Annotated in this window: 18 protein-coding genes; 17 read left to right on the top strand and 1 reads right to left on the bottom strand. The window is 69.0% G+C overall.

Annotated elements, in window-relative coordinates; genetic code table 11:
* Nucleotides 1–8 precede the first annotated feature (8 nt).
* The 4 genes from tig (at nt 9) to clpX (ending at nt 4461) form a co-directional block, all read left to right on the top strand.
* On the top strand, nt 9–1397 hold the full coding sequence (gene tig, locus ABD858_RS11330) for a trigger factor (RefSeq protein ID WP_345036198.1): 1389 nt from the start codon (nt 9–11) through the stop codon (nt 1395–1397).
* A 302-nt stretch (nt 1398–1699) separates the two neighbouring features.
* Complete coding sequence (locus ABD858_RS11325) at nt 1700–2305, top strand: ATP-dependent Clp protease proteolytic subunit (RefSeq protein WP_345044439.1); 606 nt, start codon at nt 1700–1702, stop codon at nt 2303–2305.
* Nucleotides 2306–2349: 44 nt separating this feature from the next.
* Nucleotides 2350–3024, top strand: a complete 675-nt coding sequence (locus ABD858_RS11320) for an ATP-dependent Clp protease proteolytic subunit (RefSeq protein WP_345036197.1) — start codon at nt 2350–2352, stop codon at nt 3022–3024.
* Nucleotides 3025–3165: 141 nt separating this feature from the next.
* Nucleotides 3166–4461: an ATP-dependent Clp protease ATP-binding subunit ClpX gene (gene clpX / locus ABD858_RS11315; RefSeq protein WP_345036196.1), complete on the top strand. Its 1296-nt coding sequence runs from the start codon at nt 3166–3168 to the stop codon at nt 4459–4461.
* A gap of 49 nt (nt 4462–4510) precedes the next feature.
* Here the strand turns inward: clpX and ABD858_RS11310 are convergent, their stop codons facing one another.
* The gene (locus ABD858_RS11310; protein ID WP_345036195.1) at nt 4511–5260 is read right to left on the bottom strand and encodes a hypothetical protein; all 750 of its coding nucleotides are present in this window, start codon (nt 5258–5260) and stop codon (nt 4511–4513) included.
* Nucleotides 5261–5530: 270 nt separating this feature from the next.
* Here ABD858_RS11310 and ABD858_RS11305 point away from each other — a divergent pair, with 270 nt between their 5' ends.
* The 13 genes from ABD858_RS11305 to ABD858_RS11245 all read left to right on the top strand — a co-directional run bounded on the left by ABD858_RS11305 (nt 5531) and on the right by ABD858_RS11245 (nt 23453).
* Nucleotides 5531–8179: a valine--tRNA ligase gene (locus tag ABD858_RS11305; RefSeq protein ID WP_345036194.1), complete on the top strand. Its 2649-nt coding sequence runs from the start codon at nt 5531–5533 to the stop codon at nt 8177–8179.
* A gap of 306 nt (nt 8180–8485) precedes the next feature.
* A complete protein-coding gene (folC, locus tag ABD858_RS11300) occupies nt 8486–9958 on the top strand; it encodes a bifunctional tetrahydrofolate synthase/dihydrofolate synthase (RefSeq protein ID WP_345044437.1) in 1473 nt (490 codons plus the stop codon).
* 2 nt (nt 9959–9960) lie between these two features.
* On the top strand, nt 9961–10296 hold the full coding sequence (locus tag ABD858_RS11295; RefSeq protein ID WP_345036193.1) for a DUF4233 domain-containing protein: 336 nt from the start codon (nt 9961–9963) through the stop codon (nt 10294–10296).
* Between the two features lie 214 nt (nt 10297–10510).
* Complete coding sequence (gene ndk, locus ABD858_RS11290; RefSeq protein WP_345036192.1) at nt 10511–10924, top strand: nucleoside-diphosphate kinase; 414 nt, start codon at nt 10511–10513, stop codon at nt 10922–10924.
* Between the two features lie 255 nt (nt 10925–11179).
* Nucleotides 11180–12199: a rod shape-determining protein gene (locus ABD858_RS11285; RefSeq protein WP_345044434.1), complete on the top strand. Its 1020-nt coding sequence runs from the start codon at nt 11180–11182 to the stop codon at nt 12197–12199.
* Between the two features lie 104 nt (nt 12200–12303).
* Nucleotides 12304–13278 carry a rod shape-determining protein MreC gene (gene mreC, locus ABD858_RS11280; protein ID WP_345036191.1) on the top strand — a complete coding sequence of 325 codons (975 nt, stop codon included), beginning with the start codon at nt 12304–12306 and terminating at the stop codon, nt 13276–13278.
* 12 nt (nt 13279–13290) lie between these two features.
* Nucleotides 13291–13956 (top strand): rod shape-determining protein MreD, encoded by a 666-nt coding sequence (gene mreD, locus ABD858_RS11275; RefSeq protein WP_345036190.1) that lies wholly within the window; start codon nt 13291–13293, stop codon nt 13954–13956.
* A 45-nt stretch (nt 13957–14001) separates the two neighbouring features.
* Entirely contained in the window at nt 14002–16248 is a 2247-nt protein-coding gene (mrdA, locus tag ABD858_RS11270) for a penicillin-binding protein 2 (RefSeq protein WP_345036189.1), read from the top strand.
* Nucleotides 16249–16252: 4 nt separating this feature from the next.
* Complete coding sequence (gene rodA / locus ABD858_RS11265; RefSeq protein ID WP_345036188.1) at nt 16253–17452, top strand: rod shape-determining protein RodA; 1200 nt, start codon at nt 16253–16255, stop codon at nt 17450–17452.
* 184 nt (nt 17453–17636) lie between these two features.
* Nucleotides 17637–19139, top strand: coding sequence for a CYTH and CHAD domain-containing protein (locus ABD858_RS11260; RefSeq protein WP_345036187.1), 1503 nt, complete (start codon nt 17637–17639; stop codon nt 19137–19139).
* 169 nt (nt 19140–19308) lie between these two features.
* Nucleotides 19309–21243 (top strand): TIGR03960 family B12-binding radical SAM protein, encoded by a 1935-nt coding sequence (locus tag ABD858_RS11255; protein WP_345036186.1) that lies wholly within the window; start codon nt 19309–19311, stop codon nt 21241–21243.
* Nucleotides 21244–21407: 164 nt separating this feature from the next.
* Entirely contained in the window at nt 21408–22013 is a 606-nt protein-coding gene (locus ABD858_RS11250) for a GOLPH3/VPS74 family protein (protein WP_345036185.1), read from the top strand.
* A 99-nt stretch (nt 22014–22112) separates the two neighbouring features.
* Nucleotides 22113–23453 carry a hypothetical protein gene (locus ABD858_RS11245; RefSeq protein ID WP_345036184.1) on the top strand — a complete coding sequence of 447 codons (1341 nt, stop codon included), beginning with the start codon at nt 22113–22115 and terminating at the stop codon, nt 23451–23453.
* Nucleotides 23454–23566: the final 113 nt, after the last annotated feature.

Raw genomic sequence — 23566 nt, 5'->3', positions numbered from 1 at the left:
ACCGAACCGTGAAGAGCGCCGTGGAGAACCTGAACCCGACCCGGGTTCGGCTCACTGTCGAGGTGCCCTTCGAGGAGCTCAAGGACAGCCTCGACGCGGCGTACAAGAAGATCAACCAGCAGGTCACGGTCAAGGGCTTCCGCAAGGGCAAGATCCCGGCCCGTGTGATCGACCAGCGGTTCGGCCGTGGCGCGGTGCTGGAGGAGGCCGTCAACGACGCGCTCCCGAAGTTCTACACCCAGGCCGTCAACGAGGCCGACGTCAACCCGCTCGGCCAGCCCGAGGTCGACATCACCGAGCTGAAGGACGGCGAGCTGCTGGCCTTCACCGCCGAGGTCGACGTCCGCCCGACCGTCGAGATCCCGGACTACTCCGGCATCGAGGTCGAGGTCGACGCCGTCGAGGTCACCGACGAGGACGTCGAGAAGTCCGTGGAGCAGCTGCGTGAGCGCTTCGCCTCCACCTCCCCGGTCGAGCGGGCCGCCGAGGACGGCGACGTCGTGACGATCGACCTGCAGGCCAAGGTCGAGGGCGAGGTCCTCGAGGACGGCGTCGCCGAGGGCGTGTCGTACACCATCGGCTCCGGTGAGCTGCTCGACGGCATCGACGACGCCGTCAAGGGCCTGGAGGCCGACGGCGAGGCCACCTTCACCTCCGAGCTCAAGGGCGGCTCCGCCGCGGGCAAGGAGGCCGAGGTCACGGTCAAGGTCACCCAGGTGGCCGCGCGTGAGCTGCCCGCCCTGGACGACGACTTCGCCCAGATGGCCAGCCAGTTCGACACCTTGGACGAGCTCAAGGCCGACAGCCGTACGCGCCTCGAGAACATGAAGCAGTACGACCAGGCCACCCAGGCCCAGGAGCGCGTCCTGGACGAGCTGCTGAAGCTGGTCGAGGTCCCGATCCCCGAGAAGCTCCTCGAGGACGAGGTCAACACCCGCAAGCACAACCTCGAGCACCACCAGCTCGGCCAGATGGGCCTCGACCTCGCGAAGTACCTGGAGATCCAGGGCAAGACCGAGGAGGAGTTCGACGCCGAGACCAAGGAAGCGGCGATCAAGGGCATCAAGACCCAGTTCATCCTCGACGAGCTGGTCGCCACGGAGAAGCTCAACGTCAACCAGGACGAGCTGACCGAGCACCTGATGCGCCGTGCCGCCTCCTCCGGCATGAGCCCCGACCAGTTCGCCAAGGCCGTCGTCGAGGGCGGCCAGGTGCCGATGCTCGTCGGCGAGGTCGCCCGCGGCAAGGCCCTCGCGCTCGTCGTCGAGGCCGCCACGGTCAAGGACACCAACGGCGAGGTCGTCGACCTGTCCGACGAGGACGAGGAAGAGATCGCCGAAGAGGTCGTCGCCGCCGCCGAGGGCGAGGGCGAGACCGAGGAGAAGACCGAGGCCTGAGCCTCGTACTGATCCTTCCCCCACGCCCTGGCGGGCATGGGGGGACCCCCACGCACGACGGGCCCGGACGCACTGCGCCGGGCCCGTCGGCGTTGGCTCGCGGGCCTCCACACCTTGCGCTCCCAGCGAACAGTTCGGGAACCGGGATGGTGTTGTCTCACCTGCGCGTTAGGGTCCATGAATACGAGGGCAGGGGAGTACCCACGGTAGGGGAGCACCCGCGCGGGACCTCGCCCTCAGAACAAAGACGCTGAGACGGCCGGAGCCGTCAGAGACGAGCAGGTGGATACGTGACGAATCTGATGCCTTACGCCGCCGGCGAGCCGTCCATCGGTGGTGGCCTCGGCGACCAGGTCTACAGCCGACTGCTCAACGAGCGGATCATCTTCCTCGGCCAGCCCGTCGACGATGACATCGCCAACAAGATCACAGCGCAGCTGCTGCTCCTCGCCGCCGACCCGGACAAGGACATCTACCTCTACATCAACAGCCCCGGCGGTTCGGTGACGGCCGGCATGGCGATCTACGACACCATGCAGTACATCCCGAACGACGTGGTCACCATCGGCATGGGCCTGGCGGCCTCCATGGGCCAGTTCCTGCTGACCGGCGGCACCGCGGGCAAGCGCTTCGCGCTGCCGCACACCGACATCCTGATGCACCAGGGCTCGGCCGGCCTGGGCGGCACCGCCTCCGACATCAAGATCCAGGCCGAGCAGCTGCTCCGCACCAAGAAGCGCATGGCCGAGATCACCGCCCGGCACTCCGGCCAGACCATGGAGACGATCATCCGCGACGGCGACCGCGACCGCTGGTACACGGCGGAGGAGGCCAAGGAGTACGGCCTCATCGACGAGATCATCTCCGCTGCCTCGGGCGTTCCGGGCGGCGGTGGCACCGGGGCCTGAGGCCTCGTACCGACAGCCCCGACAGCCCACCGAACGCCCCCAGGATGGTGAACACCGACATGAACAACTACTCCGCGAGCGGCCTGTACACGGGCCCCCAGGTCGACAACCGCTACGTCGTCCCGCGCTTCGTCGAGCGCACCTCGCAGGGCGTGCGCGAGTACGACCCGTACGCGAAGCTCTTCGAGGAGCGCGTGATCTTCCTCGGCGTGCAGATCGACGACGCCTCCGCCAACGACGTCATGGCGCAGCTGCTGTGCCTGGAGTCGATGGACCCGGACCGCGACATCTCGATCTACATCAACAGCCCCGGTGGCTCCTTCACCGCGCTGACCGCGATCTACGACACGATGCAGTTCGTCAAGCCGGACATCCAGACGGTCTGCATGGGCCAGGCGGCCTCCGCCGCGGCCGTGCTGCTCGCCGCCGGCACCCCCGGCAAGCGGATGGCCCTGCCGCACGCCCGAGTGCTGATCCACCAGCCGTCGTCGCAGACCGGCCGTGAGCAGCTCTCCGACCTGGAGATCGCCGCCAACGAAATCCTCCGGATGCGCACGCAGCTGGAAGAGATGCTCGCCAAGCACTCCAGCACCCCGCTGGAGAAGGTCCGCGAGGACATCGAGCGCGACAAGATCCTCACGGCCGAGGGTGCGCTCCAGTACGGCCTGATCGACCAGATCGTGTCCACCCGCAAGGGCGCGCCCGCCCAGCTGGGCTGAGGCAACACGCCCCTTGGCGGGGTTCACTTGTCGTGAACCCCGTCAGGGGGGCCCGAACAGGGCCCCCGGCAGGGTACCGTCGGATATGAGGCACCAGGAGCCGCTGAACCAGGCTGCTCCCAGGCGAAGGGGAAGCACCTCGTGGCACGCATCGGTGATGGCGGCGACCTGCTCAAGTGCTCGTTCTGCGGCAAGAGCCAGAAGCAGGTGAAGAAGCTCATCGCAGGCCCCGGTGTCTACATCTGCGACGAATGCATCGATCTCTGCAACGAGATCATCGAGGAGGAGCTCGCCGAGACCTCCGAGGTGCGGTGGGAGGAACTCCCCAAGCCGCGCGAGATCTATGAGTTCCTCGAGGGCTATGTCGTCGGGCAGGAGCCCGCGAAGAAGGCCCTCTCGGTCGCGGTGTACAACCACTACAAGCGCGTCCAGGCCGGCGAGACCGGCGGCGCGCAGGGCCGGGACGACGCGATCGAACTCGCCAAGTCCAACATCCTGTTGCTCGGTCCCACCGGGTCGGGCAAGACGCTGCTGGCTCAGACCCTGGCCCGGATGCTCAACGTCCCGTTCGCCATCGCCGACGCGACGGCGCTGACGGAGGCGGGCTATGTCGGCGAGGACGTCGAGAACATCCTGCTGAAGCTGATCCAGGCCGCGGACTACGACGTCAAGAAGGCCGAGACCGGCATCATCTACATCGACGAGATCGACAAGGTCGCCCGTAAGAGCGAGAATCCGTCGATCACGCGTGACGTCTCGGGCGAGGGCGTGCAGCAGGCCCTGCTGAAGATCCTCGAGGGCACCACCGCCTCCGTACCGCCGCAGGGCGGCCGCAAGCACCCGCACCAGGAGTTCATCCAGATCGACACGACGAACGTCCTGTTCATCGTGGGCGGTGCCTTCGCCGGCCTGGAGAGGATCATCGAGTCGCGGGCCGGCGCGAAGGGCATCGGCTTCGGCGCGACGATCCGCTCCAAGCGGGAGATCGAGGCCAGCGACCAGTTCCAGGAGGTCATGCCGGAGGACCTGGTGAAGTTCGGGATGATCCCGGAGTTCATCGGCCGGCTCCCCGTCATCACCTCGGTCCACAACCTGGACCGCGAGGCCCTGCTGCAGATCCTGGTCGAGCCGCGCAACGCGCTGGTGAAGCAGTATCAGCGCCTGTTCGAACTCGACGGCGTGGAGCTGGACTTCGACCGCCCGGCCCTGGAGGCCATCGCCGACCAGGCCATCCTCCGCGGCACCGGCGCGCGCGGCCTGCGCGCCATCATGGAGGAGGTCCTGATGTCGGTGATGTACGAGGTCCCGTCCCGCAAGGACGTGGCCCGTGTCGTCATCACCGAGGACGTCGTCCACAACAACGTCAACCCGACGCTGGTGCCGCGCGAGCCGCGGATGATCCGCAAGGACGACGGCCGCCACGAGAAGTCGGCGTAAGCGACACGTGGGAAGGGGGCGCCCGGGAGGGCGCCCCCTTCGCCGTACGTCACCGCTTGGTGCGGGAGGTGTTGTAGAGCTCGGCGGCCAGGTTCGCGACCTCGGATCGAGACAGGCCCCGGGCTCGGGCGACGAGCTGGGGTGAGTCGACACCGGCTGTGGCGGCCACGGAGCTGTAGTCGGCCCAGACGCAGACCGGGACCCGCATCGTCTTGGGGGGATTGCCCGCCTTCACCGTTCCCATGCGGCGCAGCTCGGCATTCTGGCACTTCATGAGGGCACCGTCGAAGCCCTTGGGGTGGACCTCCTCGGCCGTGCCGACCAGCCTCCCCTTGAATGAGCTCTGGTCGCCGTCCTTGATGGACTGGAAGAAATTGTCGATCGCTTTGTCCGGATCGTCGACCCGGCCCCAATATCCGCTGAGAAGCAGCGTCTTCCGCTGCTGGCGGCCCTTGAGCAGGTATCTGTAACGGTATTCAGCACCTGCCTTGGCGGCCGGGTAAGCGATGCCGATCTCTTTCGCCTCGTCACTTTCGGGGTAGGACAGCTCGTTCTCGATCAAGCCGCAGTCCGAGTCGGAGTTCCAGTCGCAGTCCTTGTTGTTCAGGTCCTCCTCCGCGTAGTACTCCTTCTGCCTCTTGTACGGGCCGACTGTCCCCGCAGGGGTCAGCTTGTACCCCTTGGTCTCGCCGGCCACGGGACTGTCGTCGTCGGACGTCAGTACGTATACGCCGCCACCGGCCATGGCGAGCGCCAGCACCCCGCCCATGACGGCCAGGCCCCTCGTCTTCCGCTGCAAGGCTTCGTCCCCTCCCCTTTTCCGTTGCTCATGATTCCGAACATCCTGTCGGAACGGGCATGCCTCCGGGGGGGGGGCAGGGTACGCACCGTTACCGAACGTTCTGGGTTCCGGTACGCCGCTGCAGCAGACGGTCATTCGGCAGGAACCTCCACCGCACGGCCGCCGCCGACGGCGAAGCGCAGACCGGCGGGCCCCGCTCCGGCAACGGGTTGCGCGGCACGGGTATCGATTCGTAACGAGGGAGGCCGCCCCTCTAAACTGTGCGTCGTGACCGAGAACACTCAGCAGACGCCAGCCGCCACTCCCGAACTGCCGACCACCTACGCGCCGGCCGAGGTAGAGGGGGCGCTGTACGAGCGCTGGGTGGAGCGCGGTTACTTCGAGGCCGACGCGAACAGCGACAAGCCGCCGTACACCGTCGTCATCCCGCCGCCGAACGTCACCGGCAGCCTGCACCTGGGCCACGCCTTCGAGCACACGCTGATCGACGCCCTCACCCGCCGCAAGCGGATGCAGGGTTACGAGACGCTGTGGCAGCCCGGCATGGACCACGCCGGTATCGCCACCCAGAACGTCGTCGAGCGCGAGCTCGCCAAGGAGGGCAAGTCCCGCCACGACCTGGGCCGGGAGGCGTTCGTCGAGCGCGTCTGGAAGTGGAAGGGCGAGTCCGGCGGCCAGATCTCCGGCCAGATGAAGCGCCTGGGCGACGGCGTCGCCTGGTCCCGTGAGCGCTTCACCATGGACGAGGGCCTCTCCCAGGCCGTCCAGACCATCTTCAAGAAGCTCTACGACGACGAGCTGATCTACCGCGCCGAGCGCATCATCAACTGGTGCCCGCGTTGCCTGACCGCCATCTCGGACATCGAGGTGGAGTACCAGGACGACGACGGCGAGCTCGTCTCCATCCGCTACGGCGACGGCGACGACGCGATCGTCGTCGCGACGACCCGCGCCGAGACGATGCTCGGTGACACGGCCGTCGCCGTCCACCCCGAGGACGAGCGGTACAAGCACCTCGTCGGCCGCGAGATCGAGCTGCCGCTCACCGGCCGCCGTATTCCCGTCGTCGCCGACGAGCACGTCGACCCGGAGTTCGGCACGGGCGCCGTCAAGGTGACGCCCGCGCACGATCCGAACGACTTCGAGATCGGCCAGCGGCACAACCTGCCGGCCGTCGCCGTCATGGACGAGCACGCGATCATCACGGCCCACGGCCCCTTCCAGGGCCTGGACCGACTGGAGGCCCGTTCCGCGATTGTCGGCGCGCTGCGCGCCGAGGGCCGGATCGTCGCCGAGAAGCGCCCGTACGTCCACTCCGTCGGCCACTGCTCGCGCTGCAAGACCACCATCGAGCCGCGCCTGTCGATGCAGTGGTGGGTCAAGGTCGGCCCGCTCGCCAAGGCCGCGGGTGACGCGGTCCGCGACGGCCGGGTGAAGATCCACCCGCAGGACATGGAGAAGCGGTACTTCGACTGGGTCGACAACCTGCACGACTGGTGCATCTCGCGTCAGCTGTGGTGGGGTCACCGCATCCCGGTCTGGTACGGCCCGAACGGCGAGGTCGTCTGCGTCGGCCCCGACGAGCAGCCCCCGTCCGGCGACGGCTGGCACCAGGACACCGACGTCCTGGACACCTGGTTCTCGTCCGGCCTGTGGCCGTTCTCCACGCTCGGCTGGCCCGAGCAGACCGACAGTCTCGCGAAGTTCTACCCGAACTCCGTCCTGGTCACCGGCTACGACATCCTCTTCTTCTGGGTCGCCCGGATGATGATGTTCGGCCTCTACGCGATGGACGGCACCCCGCCGTTCCACACCGTCGCCCTGCACGGCATGGTCCGTGACCAGAACGGCAAGAAGATGTCGAAGTCCTTCGGCAACGCGGTCAACCCGCTGGACTGGATGGACAAGTACGGCTCCGACGCGCTCCGCTTCACGCTGGCGCGCGGTGCCAACCCCGGCATCGACGTTCCGATCGGCGAGGACTGGGTCCAGGCGTCCCGCAACTTCGCCAACAAGATCTGGAACGCCACGCGCTTCGCGCTGATGAACGGCGCCACGGTCGAGGGCGAACTGCCGCCCGCCGAGGAGCTGTCGGCGACCGACCGCTGGATCCTGTCCCGGCTCAACCGGACCGTCGCCGAAGTCGACGCGTACTACGAGGACTTCCAGTTCTCGAAGCTGTCCGACACCCTCTACCACTTCGCGTGGGACGAGGTCTTCGACTGGTACGTCGAGCTGTCCAAGACCACGTTCATGGGCGGCGGCGGGCCCGCGAAGGTCTCGGCCCGTGTCCTGGGCGAGGTCCTCGATGTGATGCTGCGCCTCCTCCACCCGGTCGTCCCCTTCGTCACCGAGACGCTGTGGACGACGCTCACGGGCAAGGAGTCCGTCGTCATCGCCGACTGGCCCTCCGCTGTGTCCGTTCCTGGGGCTGACGCCCCGGGCGGCTTCCGCGACGCGGCCGCCGAGAAGGAGATCGAGCTGGTCCAGCAGGTCGTCACCGAGGTCCGCCGGTTCCGCTCCGACCAGGGCCTCCAGCCCGGCCAGAAGGTCCCGGCCCGCCTCGACCTGACCGGCACCCCGCTGGCCCCGCACGAGACGGCCATCCGCCAGCTGCTGCGCCTCCAGCCGGAGGGCGAGACCTTCCACGCGACGGCCACCCTGCCGGTCGCCGGAGCCACGGTCACCCTCGACCTCGTCGGCGCGATCGACGTGGAGGCGGAGCGCAAGCGACTGGCGAAGGATCTGGCCGCGGCGGAGAAGGAGAAGGCCCAGGCCACGGCGAAGCTGGGTAACGAGGCGTTCCTGGCCAAGGCCCCGGACAACGTCGTCGACAAGATCCGCGGCCGCCTCGCCAAGGCGGAGGCGGACATCGAGCGCATCAGCGCGCAGCTGGCGAACCTGCCGCAGGCGTAGCCGATACCTCCCCCGGAAGCCCGGGCCCGCTGCTGCGGGCCCGGGCTTCCGGCTGTAGGAGCGCGTGGGATGTCCTCAATCGCCGGACGGGCTGGATTTTCCAGCCCGTCCGGCGATTGAGGACACCGCCCGAAGGACGGTCCGGGGGACCTGGGGAACGTGCCCTCACGCGGCAGAGCCGTTGAGGCACCGCACCCCGGTCCTCGCCCGGCGGAGCCGCAAGCCGCCGCTCCCTCACCGCTCCGTAGACTGGACCGCGTGAGTGACCAGCCGCAGCCCGAACCCAGCGAGCCCTTCGACGCCGACATGTTCGACGACCTCGTCGAAGCGGAGACCGACCGTGACCCCGATCTGGCGGTGATCGAGGCCGGCAGCCGTACCCTGCGCACCCAGGCCGGGCCGCCCCAGGCCGACGCCGTGCCCGCCCGGCCCGCCGACCCGGAGGTGGACAAGGCGCTGCGCGAGGTCGAGGAGGAGCTCGCCGGACGCTGGGGCGAGACCAAGCTGGACCCGTCGGTGTCCCGCATCGCGGCGCTGATGGACGTGCTGGGCGATCCCCAGCGCGGCTACCCGTCGATCCACATCACCGGCACGAACGGCAAGACCAGCACCGCCCGCATGATCGAGGCGCTGCTCGGCGCGGGCGGGCTGCGCACCGGGCGGTACACCTCGCCGCACGTCCAGTCGGTCACCGAGCGGATCAGCCTGGACGGTGCTCCGATCCCCGCCGAGCGGTTCATCGAGACGTACCACGACATCAAGCCGTTCGTGGAGATGGTCGACACCGGGGAGCAGTTCCGGCTGTCGTTCTTCGAGGTGCTGACCGGAATGGCGTACGCGGCCTTCGCCGACGCGCCCGTGGACGTGGCCGTCGTCGAGGTGGGCATGGGCGGCACCTGGGACGCGACGAACGTCATCGACGCGTCCGTCGCCGTCGTCACGCCCATCGCGCTGGACCACACGGACCGGCTCGGCGGCACGCCCGCGGAGATCGCCGGGGAGAAGTCCGGGATCATCAAGCCGGGCTCGACGGTCATCCTGGCGCAGCAGCCGGTGGACGCCGCGCAGGTGCTGCTGAAGAAAGCCGTCGACGCGGATGCCAGGGTCGCCCGCGAGGGCCTGGAGTTCGGCGTGGTGTCCCGCGAGGTGGCGGTCGGAGGCCAGCTGCTGACGCTTCGCGGCCTGGGCGGTGAGTACGAGGAGATCTTCCTGCCGCTGTACGGCGCCCACCAGGCGCACAACGCGGCGGTGGCGCTGGCCGCGGTGGAGGCGTTCTTCGGCGTCGGCGCGGAGCACGCGCGCACGCTGGACATGGACATGGTCCGCACGGGGTTCGCGTCGGTGACCTCGCCGGGCCGTCTGGAGGTCGTACGCCGCTCGCCCACGGTCGTCCTGGACGCGGCGCACAACCCGGCGGGCGCGCAGGCGGCGGCCGCCGGTGTCACGGAGGCGTTCGACTTCTCCCGGCTGATCGGTGTGGTCGCGCCGAGCAGCGACAAGGACGCGCGCGGGGTGCTGGACGCGTTCGAGCCGATCTTCGCGGAGATCGTCGTCACACAGAACTCCAGCCACCGTTCGATGGATGTGGACGAACTCGCCGCGGTCGCCGTCGAGATCTTCGGTGAGGACCGCGTCCAGGTCGAGCCGCGCCTCGACGACGCGATCGAGGCCGCGATCACGCTGGCGGAGGAGGAGGCGGAGTACGCGGGCGCGGGCGTCCTGGTGACCGGCTCCGTGATCACGGTCGGCGAGGCCCGTCTGCTCCTGGGGAGGCACTGACCATGCGCACGCTCTGCGCGTCGACGCTGATCGGCGAGTTCATGCTGGTGGGCTTCGCCGGTTTGGTGGCGATGAAGGACCCCGACCTGTCCATGACCACGGTCTGGACGGTGTGCGGTGTCGCGATGCTGCTGTCCCTCCTGCTGTGCGGCATGGTCACCCGACCGGGTGGGGTGCAGCTGGGCTGGGTGCTCCAGGCCGGCCTGATCGCCTCCGGTTTCTTCGTCCCCACGATGTTCTTCCTGGGTGCGGTCTTCGCCGGCCTGTGGTGGGCCTCGGTCCACTTCGGCCGCAAGGTCGACGAGGCGAAGGCCCGCTTCGCGGCCCAGGCGGAATAAACCCCCGTTGTCGGTGTCGGTTGCCTGACTGGATCCGGCACCAGGACCTCTTGGCCCTGCACACGCGGGGATGATCCACCGATGAGGAAGAATTCGCCGACAAGCGTGGTGTCGGCCCCGCATCTGCGGGGATCCCCGGTCCGGGTGCCGCCCGTGCGGTGTACCCCTGTAGCCTCGAATAACGCACTCGCATGCTTGCCAAGGAGACCCACACATGACCCAGCGCAGCCTCGTCCTGCTCAAGCCCGACGCGGTCCGCCGCGGGCTCGTCGGCGAGATCATCGGCCGTATCGAGCGCAAGGCCGGCTGGCAGATCACCGCTCTCGAGCTGCGCAACCTGGACCGGGCCACCCTGGAGACCCACTACGCCGAACACGTGGGCCGGCCGTTCTACGAGCCGCTGGTCGAGTTCATGCTGTCGGGCCCCGTCGTCGTCCTCGTGGTCGAGGGTGAGCGGGTCATCGAGGGCCTGCGTACCCTCGCCGGACCCACCGACCCGATCCAGGCGACCCCCGGCAGTATCCGGGGCGACTTCGGCACCATCGTCCGCGAGAACCTCATCCACGCCTCGGACTCCGAGGAATCCGCGGAGCGGGAACTGAAGATTTTCTTTCCGGATGTTTTCTGATGTGACGTCAGCCGAATAGCGCTCATGGCCTGGGGCGACCGAAGGAATTTCGGTCGCCCTTCGGCATATGCGCGGCCGTTCGGGGAACGCATCGCCCCGATACGCCGTCACCACTACTGAGGTGGACCCGAGAGGCGTGTTCGTGCAGGCGGCACTACGATGGGGAGCCTCCACGCGCACAGCACCCACTCGCCGACCTGAGAAGCAATCAACGCTCTATTTGGGAAGGCCAGACGCATCCTCATGGGGAACAACATGTCGTTCATCGGCCGTGACATGGCTGTCGACCTCGGGACCGCCAACACGCTGGTGTACGTCAGGGGCCGGGGGATCGTACTCAACGAGCCGTCCGTGGTCGCGATCAACACCAACACCGGCGGCATCCTGGCGGTCGGCTCCGAGGCGAAGAAGATGATCGGCCGTACGCCGGGCAACATCGTGGCCGTGCGCCCGCTGAAGGACGGCGTGATCGCCGACTTCGAGATCACCGAGCGGATGCTCCGCTACTTCATTCTCAAGATCCACAAGCGTCGCTATCTGGCCCGCCCGCGTGTCGTCGTGTGTGTGCCCTCCGGTATCACCGGTGTCGAGCGCCGTGCCGTCATCGAGGCGTCGACGCAGGCAGGCGCGCGCCAGGTGCACATCATCGAGGAGCCGATGGCGGCGGCGATCGGGTCCGGTCTGCCGGTGCACGAGGCCACCGGCAACATGGTGGTGGACATCGGCGGCGGCACCACCGAGGTCGCGGTGATCTCCCTGGGCGGAATCGTCACCGCGCAGTCCATCCGGGTGGCGGGCGACGAGCTGGACAACGCGATCATCCAGCACATCAAGAAGGAGTACAGCCTGCTCCTCGGCGAGCGCAGCGCCGAACAGATCAAGATCACGATCGGTTCCGCGTTCGACCTGAACGACGACGAGCACACCGAGATCCGCGGCCGTGACCTGGTCTCCGGCCTGCCGAAGACCGTGGTCATCTCCGCGGCAGAGGTTCGCAAGGCCATAGAGGAGCCGGTCAACGCGATCGTCGACGCGGTCAAGACCACCCTCGACAAGTGCCCGCCCGAGCTGTCCGGCGACATCATGGACCGCGGCATCGTGCTGACCGGCGGCGGTGCCCTGCTGCGCGGCCTGGACGAGAGGCTGCGCCGCGAGACCGGAATGCCGATCCATATCGCCGAGGATCCGCTGGACTCCGTCGCACTCGGCTCCGGCAAGTGCGTCGAGGAGTTCGAGGCGCTGCAGCAGGTGCTGGACGCCCAGCCGCGCAGATAGCCCGTATCGTCGCGGAACCGCCGTACGGGCCACTGCCGACCCGTACGGCGGATCGTCGATATACAGAAATCAGGATTCCGACGAGGAAGGCACGGCTGCCGCACGTGAGGGACACACGAGAGAGCCGGCTGCTCCTGGTGCTTCTGGTCGCCATCGCGTTCGCACTGATCACGGTGGACATCAGAGGCGGGCAGGAGTCACCGGTCGACGGCGCCCGGCAGGCCGCCGCCGCCGTATTCGGCCCGGCGGAGCGAGGTATGTCGGCCGCCGTCGACCCGATCGCCAACGCCATCGGCGCCGTCCGGGACTCCGGCGAGCGGCATGACCGGATCGCCGTACTCACACGCGAGAACGCAGAACTGAAAGCCAGACTCGGCAGCGACGCCCGCAACAACAGCCGGATGCGCCAGCTCGACAACATGCTGAAGAAGGCGGCGGCCGGCCAGTACGGCATCAAGGGCGCCGAGGTCATCGCGATAGGAGCGGCCCAGGGCTTCTCCTGGACCGCGACCATCGACGCCGGCAGCAAGGACGGCATCAAGCGGGACATGACCGTCATCAATGGAGAGGGTCTGGTGGGCAGGGTTACCACCGTCGGCCCCGACACGTCGACCGTACTGCTGGCCACCGACCCCGACTTCACCGTCGGCACCCGCATGGAGCGGACCGACGAGCTCGGCTTCGCCACCGGTCAGGGCGACCGCCCGCTCGCCGTCCAGCTGCTCAACGGCAAGTCCAAGGTGAAGAAGGGCGACCGGCTGGTGACCTTCGGCTCGCAGGCCGACCGGCCGTTCGTACCGGGCGTCCCGGTCGGCGAGGTGGTCCGCGTCGACCCCTCCGGTGGCGCGCTGACCCGCACTGTCTACGTCCGTCCGTTCGCCGGATTCTCCCGGCTCGACATCGTCGGTGTCGTCGTCCAGGCACCGCGCGTCGACCCGCGCGACACCGTCCTGCCGGCCAAGCCCAAGCCGACCCCCACGCCCACGGTCACCGTGACGGTCACCCCGTCGCCGGACGCGAGCGGCGTCCCCGCCGGAGGCGAGGCCGACGGCCGGAACGACCCGAACGAACAGTGGTAGGAGCTGATCCCGATGCGTGTGAACCGGATAGTGCTCTCCGCCACCCTCGTTGTGGTCGCCCTCCTCGTCCAGGTGAGCGTGCTCGCCCGGCTCCAGCTGCCCGGCGCCGTCCCCGACCTGGTGCTGCTCACCGTCGTCGCCCTCGCCCTGGTGTACGGGCATGTCAGCGGCGCCCTCATCGGCTTCGGCGCGGGCCTGCTCTCCGACCTCGCCCCGCCCGCCGACCACGCCGCGGGCAGCTACGCCCTGGTCCTGTGCGTCATCGGCTACCTCGTGGGCCTGACCAAGCCCGACAACGGCCGGCTCACCTCCGCCACGGGCCCGATGACGGCGGTCGTCGCCTCGGCGATCGGCTCCACCCTGCTGTACGCGGGCGTGGGCGCACTCGTAGGCGACACCGCGGCCCGCCATGTGGGCCTGGTCGGGCTGCTGTTCAGCGCCGCGATCTACGATCTGCTGCTGGCGCCCTTCACCGTGCCGCTCATCATGGCGCTGGCCCGGCGCATCGAGAACGATCCGCTCGCCGAGACCCAGAGCGGTGCCTCCAGCGATGTGTCGTCCGGCTGGATGTCCTCGGGCACCGGGCTGCGCATCGGCAGCCAGCGCGGGCTGAGGGTCCGGGTGGCCCGAAACCGGGCGTTGCGCGCCGGGCGCATCAAGGGTGTCAAGCGTCTTTAAGCGTCCGTCCAGGGGGACGCCCCCAGACCCCTGGAGGGGGGAAGCATGAGCAACATTCCCGAGACCGGGCGGACCCCCCGGGTCCAGATCCGCCTCGTCATCATCCAGGTGCTGGTGTTCTCGCTGCTGGCCACGCTCGGCGGCCGCCTCTGGTATCTCCAGATCCGCAACGGCGACGAGTACGCCAAGGAGGCCTCCGGCAACCACGTCCAGCGGGTCGTGCAGCCCGCCGTGCGCGGTTCGATCCTCGATGCCCGCGGCGTACCGCTCGCCGACAACGAGACCCGGCTGGTCGTCTCCGCGTCCCGCACCGCCCTGATGAAGATGAAGGACAACGGCAAGGCCGTCCTGACCCGCCTCGCGGCCGTTCTCGGCATGAAGCCCGAGGACGTCATCAACAAGATCAGGCTCTGCGACTCCAAGACCCCGAAGCCCTGCTGGAACGGCTCCCCGTATCAGCCGATCCCGGTCACCGACGAGGCCACCACCCAGCAGGCCCTGCAGATCCGTGAGCGGGCCGAGGACTTCCCCGGCATCACCGCCGAGCCGACCGCCGTACGCCGCTACCCCGCGCCCGGCAAGGCCAACACCGCACAGGTCCTCGGCTATCTCTCCCCCGTCACCGACCAGGAGATCGAGAAGGCCAAGGACACCGAATCGCCGTATCTGCGCTCCGACCAGGTCGGCCGCTCCGGTGTCGAGCGTACGTACGACAAGGAGTTGCGTGGCAAGGCCGGCGTCACCCGCTACGAGGTCGACAACCTCGGCCGGGTCATCGGCCAGGCCAAGCCCGACCCCGCCGTGCCCGGCTCCAATCTGGTCACCTCCATCGACGCCCGTGTGCAGGCGGTCGCCGAATGGGAGCTGCACAACGCGATGGTCGAGGCCCGCAAGGTCGTCGACAAGAACACCGGCGAGAACTACAAGGCCGACGCCGGTGCCGTCGTCGTCATGGAGGCGAAGACCGGCCGGGTCGTCGCCATGGCCTCCCAGCCGACGTACAACCCCAACACCTGGGTCGGCGGAATCTCCGCCAAGGACTACGCCAAGCTCACCGGCAAGAAGTCCAACTACCCGCTGCTGAACCGGGCCATCCAGGGCCAGGCCGCCCCCGGCTCGATCTTCAAGGTCATCTCGACCACCGCCGCGGTCAACGCCGGCTACGACTTCAAGGGCCGCTACGCGTGCCCCAGTTCGTACTCCGTCGGCGGCCAGGTCTTCAAGAACTTCGAGTCCCAGGGCCACGGCAGCATCACCCTCGGCCAGGCGCTCGAGGTCTCCTGCGACACCGTCTTCTACGCCCTCGCGCACCAGCAGTGGCTGAAGGACGGCGGCATCCACCCCAAGAAGCACCCGGCGGACTGGTTCTACAAGACCGCTCACCAGTTCGGCCTGGGCGCCGAGACCGGCATCGACATTCCCAACGAGGTCGCCGGCCGGGTCCCCGACCGCCAGTGGAAGCAGCGCTTCTGGGAGGCCAACAAGGCCGCCTGGTGCAAGCAGGGCAAGAAGGACGGCACCTATGTCGAGCGGATCGCCTACGAGGGCTGTCTCGAGGGCAACATCATGCGCGCCGGTGACTCCGTCAACTACGCCATCGGCCAAGGCGACACACTGGTCACCCCCATTCAGATGGCGACCATCTACGCCGCGATCAGCAACGGCGGGACGCTCTGGAACCCGACCATCGGCAAGGCCGTCATCAGCCCCGACGGCAAGGACATTCGCGAGATCAAGCCCAAGTCGCACGGCCGGCTGCCGTTCAACGCGCAGACGCGCGACTTGATGGACGAAGCCCTCGCGGCGGTCGTGACCCGCGGTACCGCCGCCTGGCGATTCGGCGGCTGGCCGCAGGACAAGATCCCGCTGCACGCCAAGACCGGTACGGCGGAGGTCTACGGAAAGCAGACGACCTCCTGGTTCGCCACGTACACCAAGGACTACGCGATCGTCATGACGATCTCCCAGGGCGGCACCGGTTCCGGTGCCTCGGGCCCCGCCGTACGCAAGATCTACAACGCGCTGTACGGGCTCGACGAGGAGGGCAAGCAGGACCTCAAGAAGGCCCTGCTGCCGCAGCCTCAGAAGGGCCTGCCCAAGGTCCAGCCGGACGGTTCGATCGACGCGCCGAAGATCGCGCCGTACGACCCGAACTCGCAGAAGGTCGAGAAGGGGGGCGTGGACGGCCAGGACCCGGGCGCGAGCCCGAGCCCGAGCACGTCCCAGGACCCGGCCGATCAGGACCCGGTCGACCCCGTCGCCGGACCGCCGGCCGCATGGCGGAGGGACTGACACGATGGCAGGCGCCAACAACTTCTCCGTCCCGCGTTACGCCCCCGACAAGGGGGCCTGGACCAAGCTCACCGCGCGCGACTCCGTGCTGCGCCGGCTCGACTGGACGATGCTCCTGTCGGCCCTCGCGCTGTCCCTCCTCGGCGCGCTGCTGGTGTGGTCCGCGACCCGCAACCGCACCGAGCTCAACCAGGGCGATCCGTACTACTTCCTCTTCCGGCACATCCTGAACACCGGTATCGGGCTTACCCTGATGGCCGGCACGATCTGGCTGGGACACCGCACCCTGCGGGGTGCCGTGCCCTTCCTCTACGGGCTCTCGGTCGTCCTGGTCCTGGCCGTCCTCACCCCGCTCGGCGCGACCATCAACGGCGCGCACGCATGGATCGTGATCGGCGGCGGCTTCTCGCTCCAGCCTTCCGAGTTCACCAAGATCACGATCATTCTGGGCATGGCGGTGCTGCTCGCCGCCCGCGTCGACGCGGGCGACCAGGAGCACCCCGACCACCGCACGGTGCTCAAGGCCCTGGGCATGGCCGTACTGCCGGTATTGATCATCATGCTGATGCCGGACCTCGGCTCGGTCATGGTGATAGCGGTGATCGTGCTCGGCGTGCTCCTCGCCTCGGGTGCCTCCAACCGGTGGATCTTCGGCCTGATCGGCGCGGGTGTGATCGGCGCCGTGCTCGTCGCCACGCTCGGCCTGCTCGACGAGTACCAGATCAACCGGTTCGCCGCCTTCGCCAACCCGGAACTCGACCCGGCGGGCGTCGGCTACAACACCAACCAGGCGCGCATCGCCATCGGTTCCGGCGGACTGCTGGGCACCGGCCTCTTCAAGGGCTCCCAGACCACCGGCCAGTTCGTCCCCGAACAGCAGACCGACTTCGTCTTCACCGTCGCGGGTGAGGAACTGGGCTTCATCGGCGCGGGCCTCATCATCCTCCTGCTCGGCGTGGTGCTCTGGCGGGCCTGCCGGATCGCCCGCGAAACCACCGAGCTGTACGGCACGATCGTCGCCGCCGGCATCATCGCCTGGTTCGCGTTCCAGTCCTTCGAGAACATCGGGATGACGCTCGGCATCATGCCGGTCGCGGGCCTCCCCCTGCCGTTCGTTTCGTACGGCGGCTCCTCGATGTTCGCCGTCTGGATCGCGATCGGCCTGCTGCAGTCCATCCGGGTACAACGACCGATAAGCGCATAGTGCCCCTCCCGGCCACGTTTGCCCCGTCGTGACGCTCCCCCGGCTACCTCCCCCGGCTACCTCCCCCAGCGGTAGCCGGGGGAGGTAGCCGGGGGACCGCAGCTCCCTGATCCGGCCTGACCAACCGGACCGGACCCGGCGGGCGTACTGCCCAAGTTGTCGCCGACGGGATTAGATTCGGTTCATGGCGGACACAAAGCGCGAAATCGAGCGGAAATACGAAGCCAGTGCGGACACCCGGCTGCCCGATCTGACCCGGGTGGCCGGGGTGGCGGCCGTCCTCGACAAGGGCGTCGCCGAGCTGGACGCCGTCTACTACGACACCCCCGGACTGCGGCTCGCCGCCGACGGCATCACCCTGCGCCGCAGGACCGGCGGCGACGACGCGGGCTGGCATCTGAAATTCCCGGTCACGACCGGCATCCGTGACGAGATCCGCGCCCCGCTCACCGACACCCTGCCGAGCTCCCTGTCCGGCCTGCTCCGCTCCCGCATCCGCGACTCCGAGCTCAAGCCCGTCGTACGGCTCCTCTCCTCCCGCGAAGTCCGCCACCTGGTCGACGGGGACGGCACCCTGCTCGCCGAGCTCAGCGTCGACACGGTCCTCGCCGAACGCCTCACCGACGGCGGTGCCACGGTGTCCTGGACCGAGATCGAGGTCGAACTGGCCGACGTCGGCGACCCGGCGCTGCTGGACGCCGTCGACAAACGCCTCCGCAAGGCGGACATCCGTCCGTCCGAGGCCCCGTCCAAGCTGTCCCGGGCCCTGGCCGAGACCGGCACGGTACCCGAGCCGCCCAAGAAGCAGGCCAAGCCGAAGACCGCCGGCGACCACGTCCTCGCGTACGTACATGCCCAGCGGGACGCCATCGTCGAGCTCGACCCCGCCGTGCGCCGCGACCTCCCCGACTCCGTGCACCGCATGCGCGTCGCCACCCGCCGGATGCGCAGCGTCTTCCGCTCGTACCGCCGTGTCCTCGACCGCGAGACCACCCGCCCCATCGGCGTCGAACTCAAATGGCTGGCCGCCGAACTGGGCGTCGACCGCGACCGGGAAGTGCTCACCGAGCGGCTGGACGAACGACTCGGCGAACTGCCCGAAGAGCTGGTCGTCGGCCCGGTCCGCACCCGCCTGGACACCTGGTCGCACGCCACCGAGGCCGGCTCGCGCGAGCGGCTGACGGCCGTCCTCGACGGCAAGCGCTACCTCACTCTGCTGGAGACCCTCGACGTCCTGCTCGCCGACCCGCCGCTGCTGCCCAAGTCCGCCGGGAAGCCGAAGAAGGTGATCGCCAAGGCGGTTCGCCGCGACCACGCCCGCCTCGCCGCACATATCGACGAGGCCATGGCCAAGGAGCCCGGCAGCGAACGCGACGTCGCCCTGCACGAGTCCCGGAAGGACGCCAAGCGCCTGCGCTACGCGGCGGAGGCCGCGGAACCGGCCCTCGGCGACCCGGCCGCGGACATCGTCAGCGCGGCGAAGTCCCTGCAGACCCTGCTCGGCGACCACCAGGACAGCGTCATGGCCCGCACCACCCTGCGGGACGACCTGGCTGTCCAGGCGCATGACGCGGGGGAGAGCACATTCACGTACGGGGTGTTGTACGGCAGGGAGGAGCAGCGAGCGGCGAAGGACGAGGCGGAGCTGCCGGCGGCGTGGGCGAAGGCGGCGGAGCTGTCGGCGTAACCGGGTGCGGGGCCGATCGTTTTGTCGGTGCACGGCTTCCCCGCCGACGCAGGGGTGATCCGTCGGCCTTCTCTCGCTGCCGCGGGCATGATCCGATCGCCGTGCCAAGGGGTGACTCCGTTGCGGTTACGCTTGAGAGTCACCCCTTGCCCGCTCATGAAGGTTCGAGATGTCCGCATCGGTCTTCCCACAGCTCGAGGCCCTGCTCCCGCACGTGCAGAAGCCGATCCAGTACGTCGGTGGTGAGCTCAACTCCACGGTCAAACCGTGGGAGGAGTGTGACGTCCGTTGGGCGCTCATGTACCCGGACGCGTACGAGGTCGGTCTGCCCAACCAGGGCGTCATGATCCTCTACGAGGTACTCAACGAGCGTGAGGGCGTCCTCGCCGAGCGCACCTACAGCGTGTGGCCGGACCTCGAGGAGCTGATGCGCGAGCACCGCGTGCCGCAGTTCACGGTGGATTCACATCGACCCGTAAAGGCTTTCGATGTGTTCGGCCTGAGCTTCTCCACGGAGCTCGGCTACACCAACATGCTCACGGCTCTCGACCTCGCCGGCATTCCGCTCAGCGCGGCGGACCGCACCATCGACGACCCGATCGTCCTCGCGGGCGGCCACGCGGCCTTCAACCCCGAGCCGATCGCGGAGTTCATCGACTGCGCGGTCATCGGCGACGGTGAGCAGGCGGTGCTCGAGATCACGGACATCATCCGCGCCTGGAAGGCCGAGGGCCGCCCCGGCGGTCGCGAGGAGCTGCTCTTCCGCCTCGCCCGCACCGGTGGTGTGTACGTCCCCGGCTTCTACGACGTCGAGTACCTGCCGGACGGCCGCATCGGCCGTGTCGTGCCGAACCGCTCCGGCGTGCCGTGGCGCGTGTCCAAGCACACCGTCATGGACCTGGACGAGTGGCCGTACCCGAAGCAGCCGCTCGTCCCGCTCGCCGAGACCGTCCATGAGCGGATGTCCGTCGAGATCTTCCGCGGCTGCACCCGCGGCTGCCGTTTCTGCCAGGCCGGCATGATCACGCGCCCCGTGCGGGAGCGAAGCATCACCGGCATCGGCGAGATGGTGGACAGGGGCCTGCGCGCGACCGGCTTCGAGGAGGTCGGCCTGCTCTCCCTCTCCTCCGCGGACCACAGCGAGATCGGTGACATCGCGAAGGGTCTTGCCGACCGGTACGAGGCGGACAAGATCGGTCTGTCCCTCCCGTCCACCCGTGTCGACGCGTTCAACGTCGACCTGGCGAACGAGCTGACCCGTAACGGCCGCCGTTCCGGTCTGACCTTCGCTCCCGAGGGCGGCTCCGAGCGCATGCGCAAGGTCATCAACAAGATGGTCTCGGAGGAGGACCTGATCCGTACGGTCGCCACGGCCTACGGCAACGGCTGGCGCCAGGTGAAGCTGTACTTCATGTGCGGCCTGCCGACCGAGACGGACGACGACGTCCTCCAGATCGCCGACATGGCGATGAACGTCATCGCCAAGGGCCGCGAGGTGTCGAAGTCCAACGACATCCGCTGCACGGTGTCGATCGGCGGTTTCGTGCCGAAGCCGCACACCCCCTTCCAGTGGGCGCCGCAGCTCTCGGCCGAGGAGACCGACGCGCGTCTGGAGAAGCTGCGCGACAAGATCCGCGGCGACAAGAAGTACGGCCGTTCGATCGGCTTCCGGTACCACGACGGCAAGCCCGGCATCGTCGAGGGCCTGCTCTCCCGCGGCGACCGGCGCATCGGCGCGGTGATCCGCGCGGTGTACGAGGACGGCGGCCGCTTCGACGGCTGGCGTGAGCACTTCTCGTACGACCGCTGGATGGACTGCGCGGCGAAGACGCTGCCGGAGTCCGGTGTCGACGTCGACTGGTACACCACGCGTGAGCGCACGTACGAGGAGGTCCTGCCCTGGGATCACCTGGACTCCGGTCTGGACAAGGACTGGCTCTGGGAGGACTGGCAGGACGCCCTCGACGAGACCGAGGTCGAGGACTGCCGCTGGACGCCGTGCTTCGACTGTGGCGTGTGTCCTCAGATGCAGACGTCGATCCAGATCGGCCCGACCGGCAAGAAGCTGCTTCCGCTGAGCGTCGTCAACAGCTCCGGCCAGTAAGAACAGCCAGGAACAACGGACCGGATCCGGAGTACCGTGCAGCCTCTGCCGCGAGTCGCGGCAGAGGCTGCGTCGTCGGTGCGGTCGCAGCGGCCGTCCCCGCTCCGTAAGCTCGTATCCGCACGTGCCCGGCGGAACCGAATTCCACTGATGTGGAGCCGTACATGACCACAGCGCGGGACCTGTTGATCATCGCCATGGACGTGGCGCCCAGTCGTCCCGTGGAGCAGGGCGACCTGTCGCTCGCGCTCGCGGGGGCCGAGGCGATCGATCTCCTCGGGTCACAGGCCATCACCCTGGACGGCGACCGCATCGTGCCCGGCTACCGCCCGACGCTCGCCGACCGCCTGTTGGACGAGGCCGCGTCGTCGCTCATCCGTGAGGCGCCGCACGAGTCGGTCGACGACTGGTTGTGGCGCAGGGGCCGGGGACTGTCGTCGACCTACCTGACCGCCCTGGAGGCGGAAGGGCAACTCACTCGGCAGGGCCGCCGCGGCTTCCTCACCCGGACCAGCCGTGTGGAGCTGGTCGATTCACCCGATCGCCGCCGAGCGGCGGACCGCTGGACGTCGAACGAGCCGGTCCTCGCCGCCCTCGCCTCAGCCGTCGGAATCCGCGACGCGCGGACCGGGGAGCCCCCGAGCGTGGACGACGACGCGGTGGCGACCGTGCTGGCCGCCGTCAACGACGCGTTGCTGGAACTGGAGGCCGTACGCCGGCGACGAGCCATCGAGGAGGCGGCCTTCGACAACATCTGGCGAGGCGAATGACGCCGGCCCGGCGTGGGCCACGGTCAGTGGTGCGGTAACACTTCTGCGCCGGCCCGGGCCCGGGGAAACCCGGGGCCGGGCCGGCGCGTCCGTACGGGTATGGAGCTGGAGAAGCGCACGGGGGACGAGGCCGAACCCCAGGGCTGCCTCGTGGTCGCGATCAGGATTCCGGTACGGATCGTGGTGCTGGTCCTGGTCGTTCCGGTCCGGATGCTGTGGGACGCGGCGGTGGTCTGCGCGCGTGCCGTTCGCCGGACGGTGCTGAGGAATCCGTTGCCCTGGCTGCTCGACCATGTCGTGGTCCCGGTCGCGCGGATCGCGATGTGGCTCTTGGAGACGGCCGAGACCGCCATGGTGTGGCTGCTCAAGGCCGTCTTCCACCGGCCGTGGGCCGCGCTGTGGCGGCATGTTCTCGTACCGGTGCCGACCTGGCTGTGGCATCGGCTGCTGGCCCCGTTGTTCCATGGCGTCGCCTGGTTGCTGCGCGCCATCCGGTCCGGGATCGCGGCCGTGGGCCGCGCGCTGTGGGTCGCGGCCGTGTGGCTGGTGGTGAACCTTCTGGTCGCGCCGTCCGTGTGGATGTGGCAGTCGGTGCTGACGCCGGTGGGCCGGGGGATCGCCTGGCTGGTGCGCGGTGCCGGTGCGGGGATCGCCGCCGTCGCGCATCGGGTCTGGGCGGGGACTGTGTGGCTGGTGATGAAAGGCCTGGTCGAGCCCGCTGTTCGGTTCTGGCGGCGCGCGCTGGCACCGACCGGCCGGGGGATCGTACGGCTGGTGCGCGGGATCTGTGGCGGTGTCGCGGCCGCGGCCGTGTGGCTGGTGGTCAACCTCCTCGTTGCGCCGTCCGTGTGGGCGTGGCGTCACATACTGACCCCCGTCGGCCGGGGCGTCGCCGCGGCTGCGGGTGGCGTGTGGGCCGCCGTGGTGTGGGTCGTGGCGCACGGGCTGGTCTCGCCCTTCGTCCGGCTGTGGCGGCGAGTTCTCGTCCCCGTCGGGCGGGAGGTCGTGGCTGCGTCGGGACACGCCTGGCGCATCGCGGGATACGTCTCGCGCGCGGTGGGCCGGGGGCTGAAGTGGCTGGCGTGGAATCTGCTCGGCCGGCCGGCGCGCTGGGTGTACCTCGGTGTGCTCACGCCCCTCGGGCACTGGATGCGCGATGCCGGGCGGGCTGCGGTTGCGGTGGTGCGTACCGTCCGGCAGTCCGTACGCCGGGTGACGGCCGAGGTCGGGCGTACCGTCCGGGAGGCGCTGCGCACCGCTCGGGAGACCGCGCGCGAGGTGCGGCGCGAGGCGTGGCGTGCCCTGGTGGGCGGGTCCGCCGGGGCGAGGCGCGCGGAACCCGTGGAACCGGTCAGCCGTCGGACGCGTACTCTGGGTAGTACAAGGACCGCCTCCGGCGCGGCGCCGGTCTCCGAGATCTCTCTCCGTAAGAGGGGATGAGCCGGACGGGACGCCGCCAGGGGCCATCACTACGCCCGAGAGCGGCGCGCCACCGCGCCCGCCCCGCACCGAGGAGAAGAACCACTGGGCAAGCGACAGCCCGAAGGCCCGCC

The sequence above is a fragment of the Streptomyces sannanensis genome (assembly GCF_039536205.1).
GTDB lineage: Bacteria > Actinomycetota > Actinomycetes > Streptomycetales > Streptomycetaceae > Streptomyces > Streptomyces sannanensis.
This window is presented reverse-complemented; position numbering and strand designations above follow the sequence as displayed.

Excerpts from the sequence above, each read along its gene's own strand:
- ABD858_RS11325 (WP_345044439.1), top strand. The coding sequence starts at position 1,700 with ATGCCTTACGCCGCCGGCGAGCCGTCCATCGGTGGTGGCCTCGGCGAC.
- ABD858_RS11320 (WP_345036197.1), top strand. The coding sequence starts at position 2,350 with ATGGTGAACACCGACATGAACAACTACTCCGCGAGCGGCCTGTACACG.
- folC (WP_345044437.1), top strand. The coding sequence starts at position 8,486 with ATGTTCGACGACCTCGTCGAAGCGGAGACCGACCGTGACCCCGATCTG.
- ABD858_RS11295 (WP_345036193.1), top strand. The coding sequence starts at position 9,961 with ATGCGCACGCTCTGCGCGTCGACGCTGATCGGCGAGTTCATGCTGGTG.
- ndk (WP_345036192.1), top strand. The coding sequence starts at position 10,511 with ATGACCCAGCGCAGCCTCGTCCTGCTCAAGCCCGACGCGGTCCGCCGC.
- ABD858_RS11285 (WP_345044434.1), top strand. The coding sequence starts at position 11,180 with ATGTCGTTCATCGGCCGTGACATGGCTGTCGACCTCGGGACCGCCAAC.
- mreD (WP_345036190.1), top strand. The coding sequence starts at position 13,291 with ATGCGTGTGAACCGGATAGTGCTCTCCGCCACCCTCGTTGTGGTCGCC.
- mrdA (WP_345036189.1), top strand. The coding sequence starts at position 14,002 with ATGAGCAACATTCCCGAGACCGGGCGGACCCCCCGGGTCCAGATCCGC.
- rodA (WP_345036188.1), top strand. The coding sequence starts at position 16,253 with ATGGCAGGCGCCAACAACTTCTCCGTCCCGCGTTACGCCCCCGACAAG.
- ABD858_RS11260 (WP_345036187.1), top strand. The coding sequence starts at position 17,637 with ATGGCGGACACAAAGCGCGAAATCGAGCGGAAATACGAAGCCAGTGCG.
- ABD858_RS11255 (WP_345036186.1), top strand. The coding sequence starts at position 19,309 with ATGTCCGCATCGGTCTTCCCACAGCTCGAGGCCCTGCTCCCGCACGTG.
- ABD858_RS11250 (WP_345036185.1), top strand. The coding sequence starts at position 21,408 with ATGACCACAGCGCGGGACCTGTTGATCATCGCCATGGACGTGGCGCCC.
- ABD858_RS11245 (WP_345036184.1), top strand. The coding sequence starts at position 22,113 with ATGGAGCTGGAGAAGCGCACGGGGGACGAGGCCGAACCCCAGGGCTGC.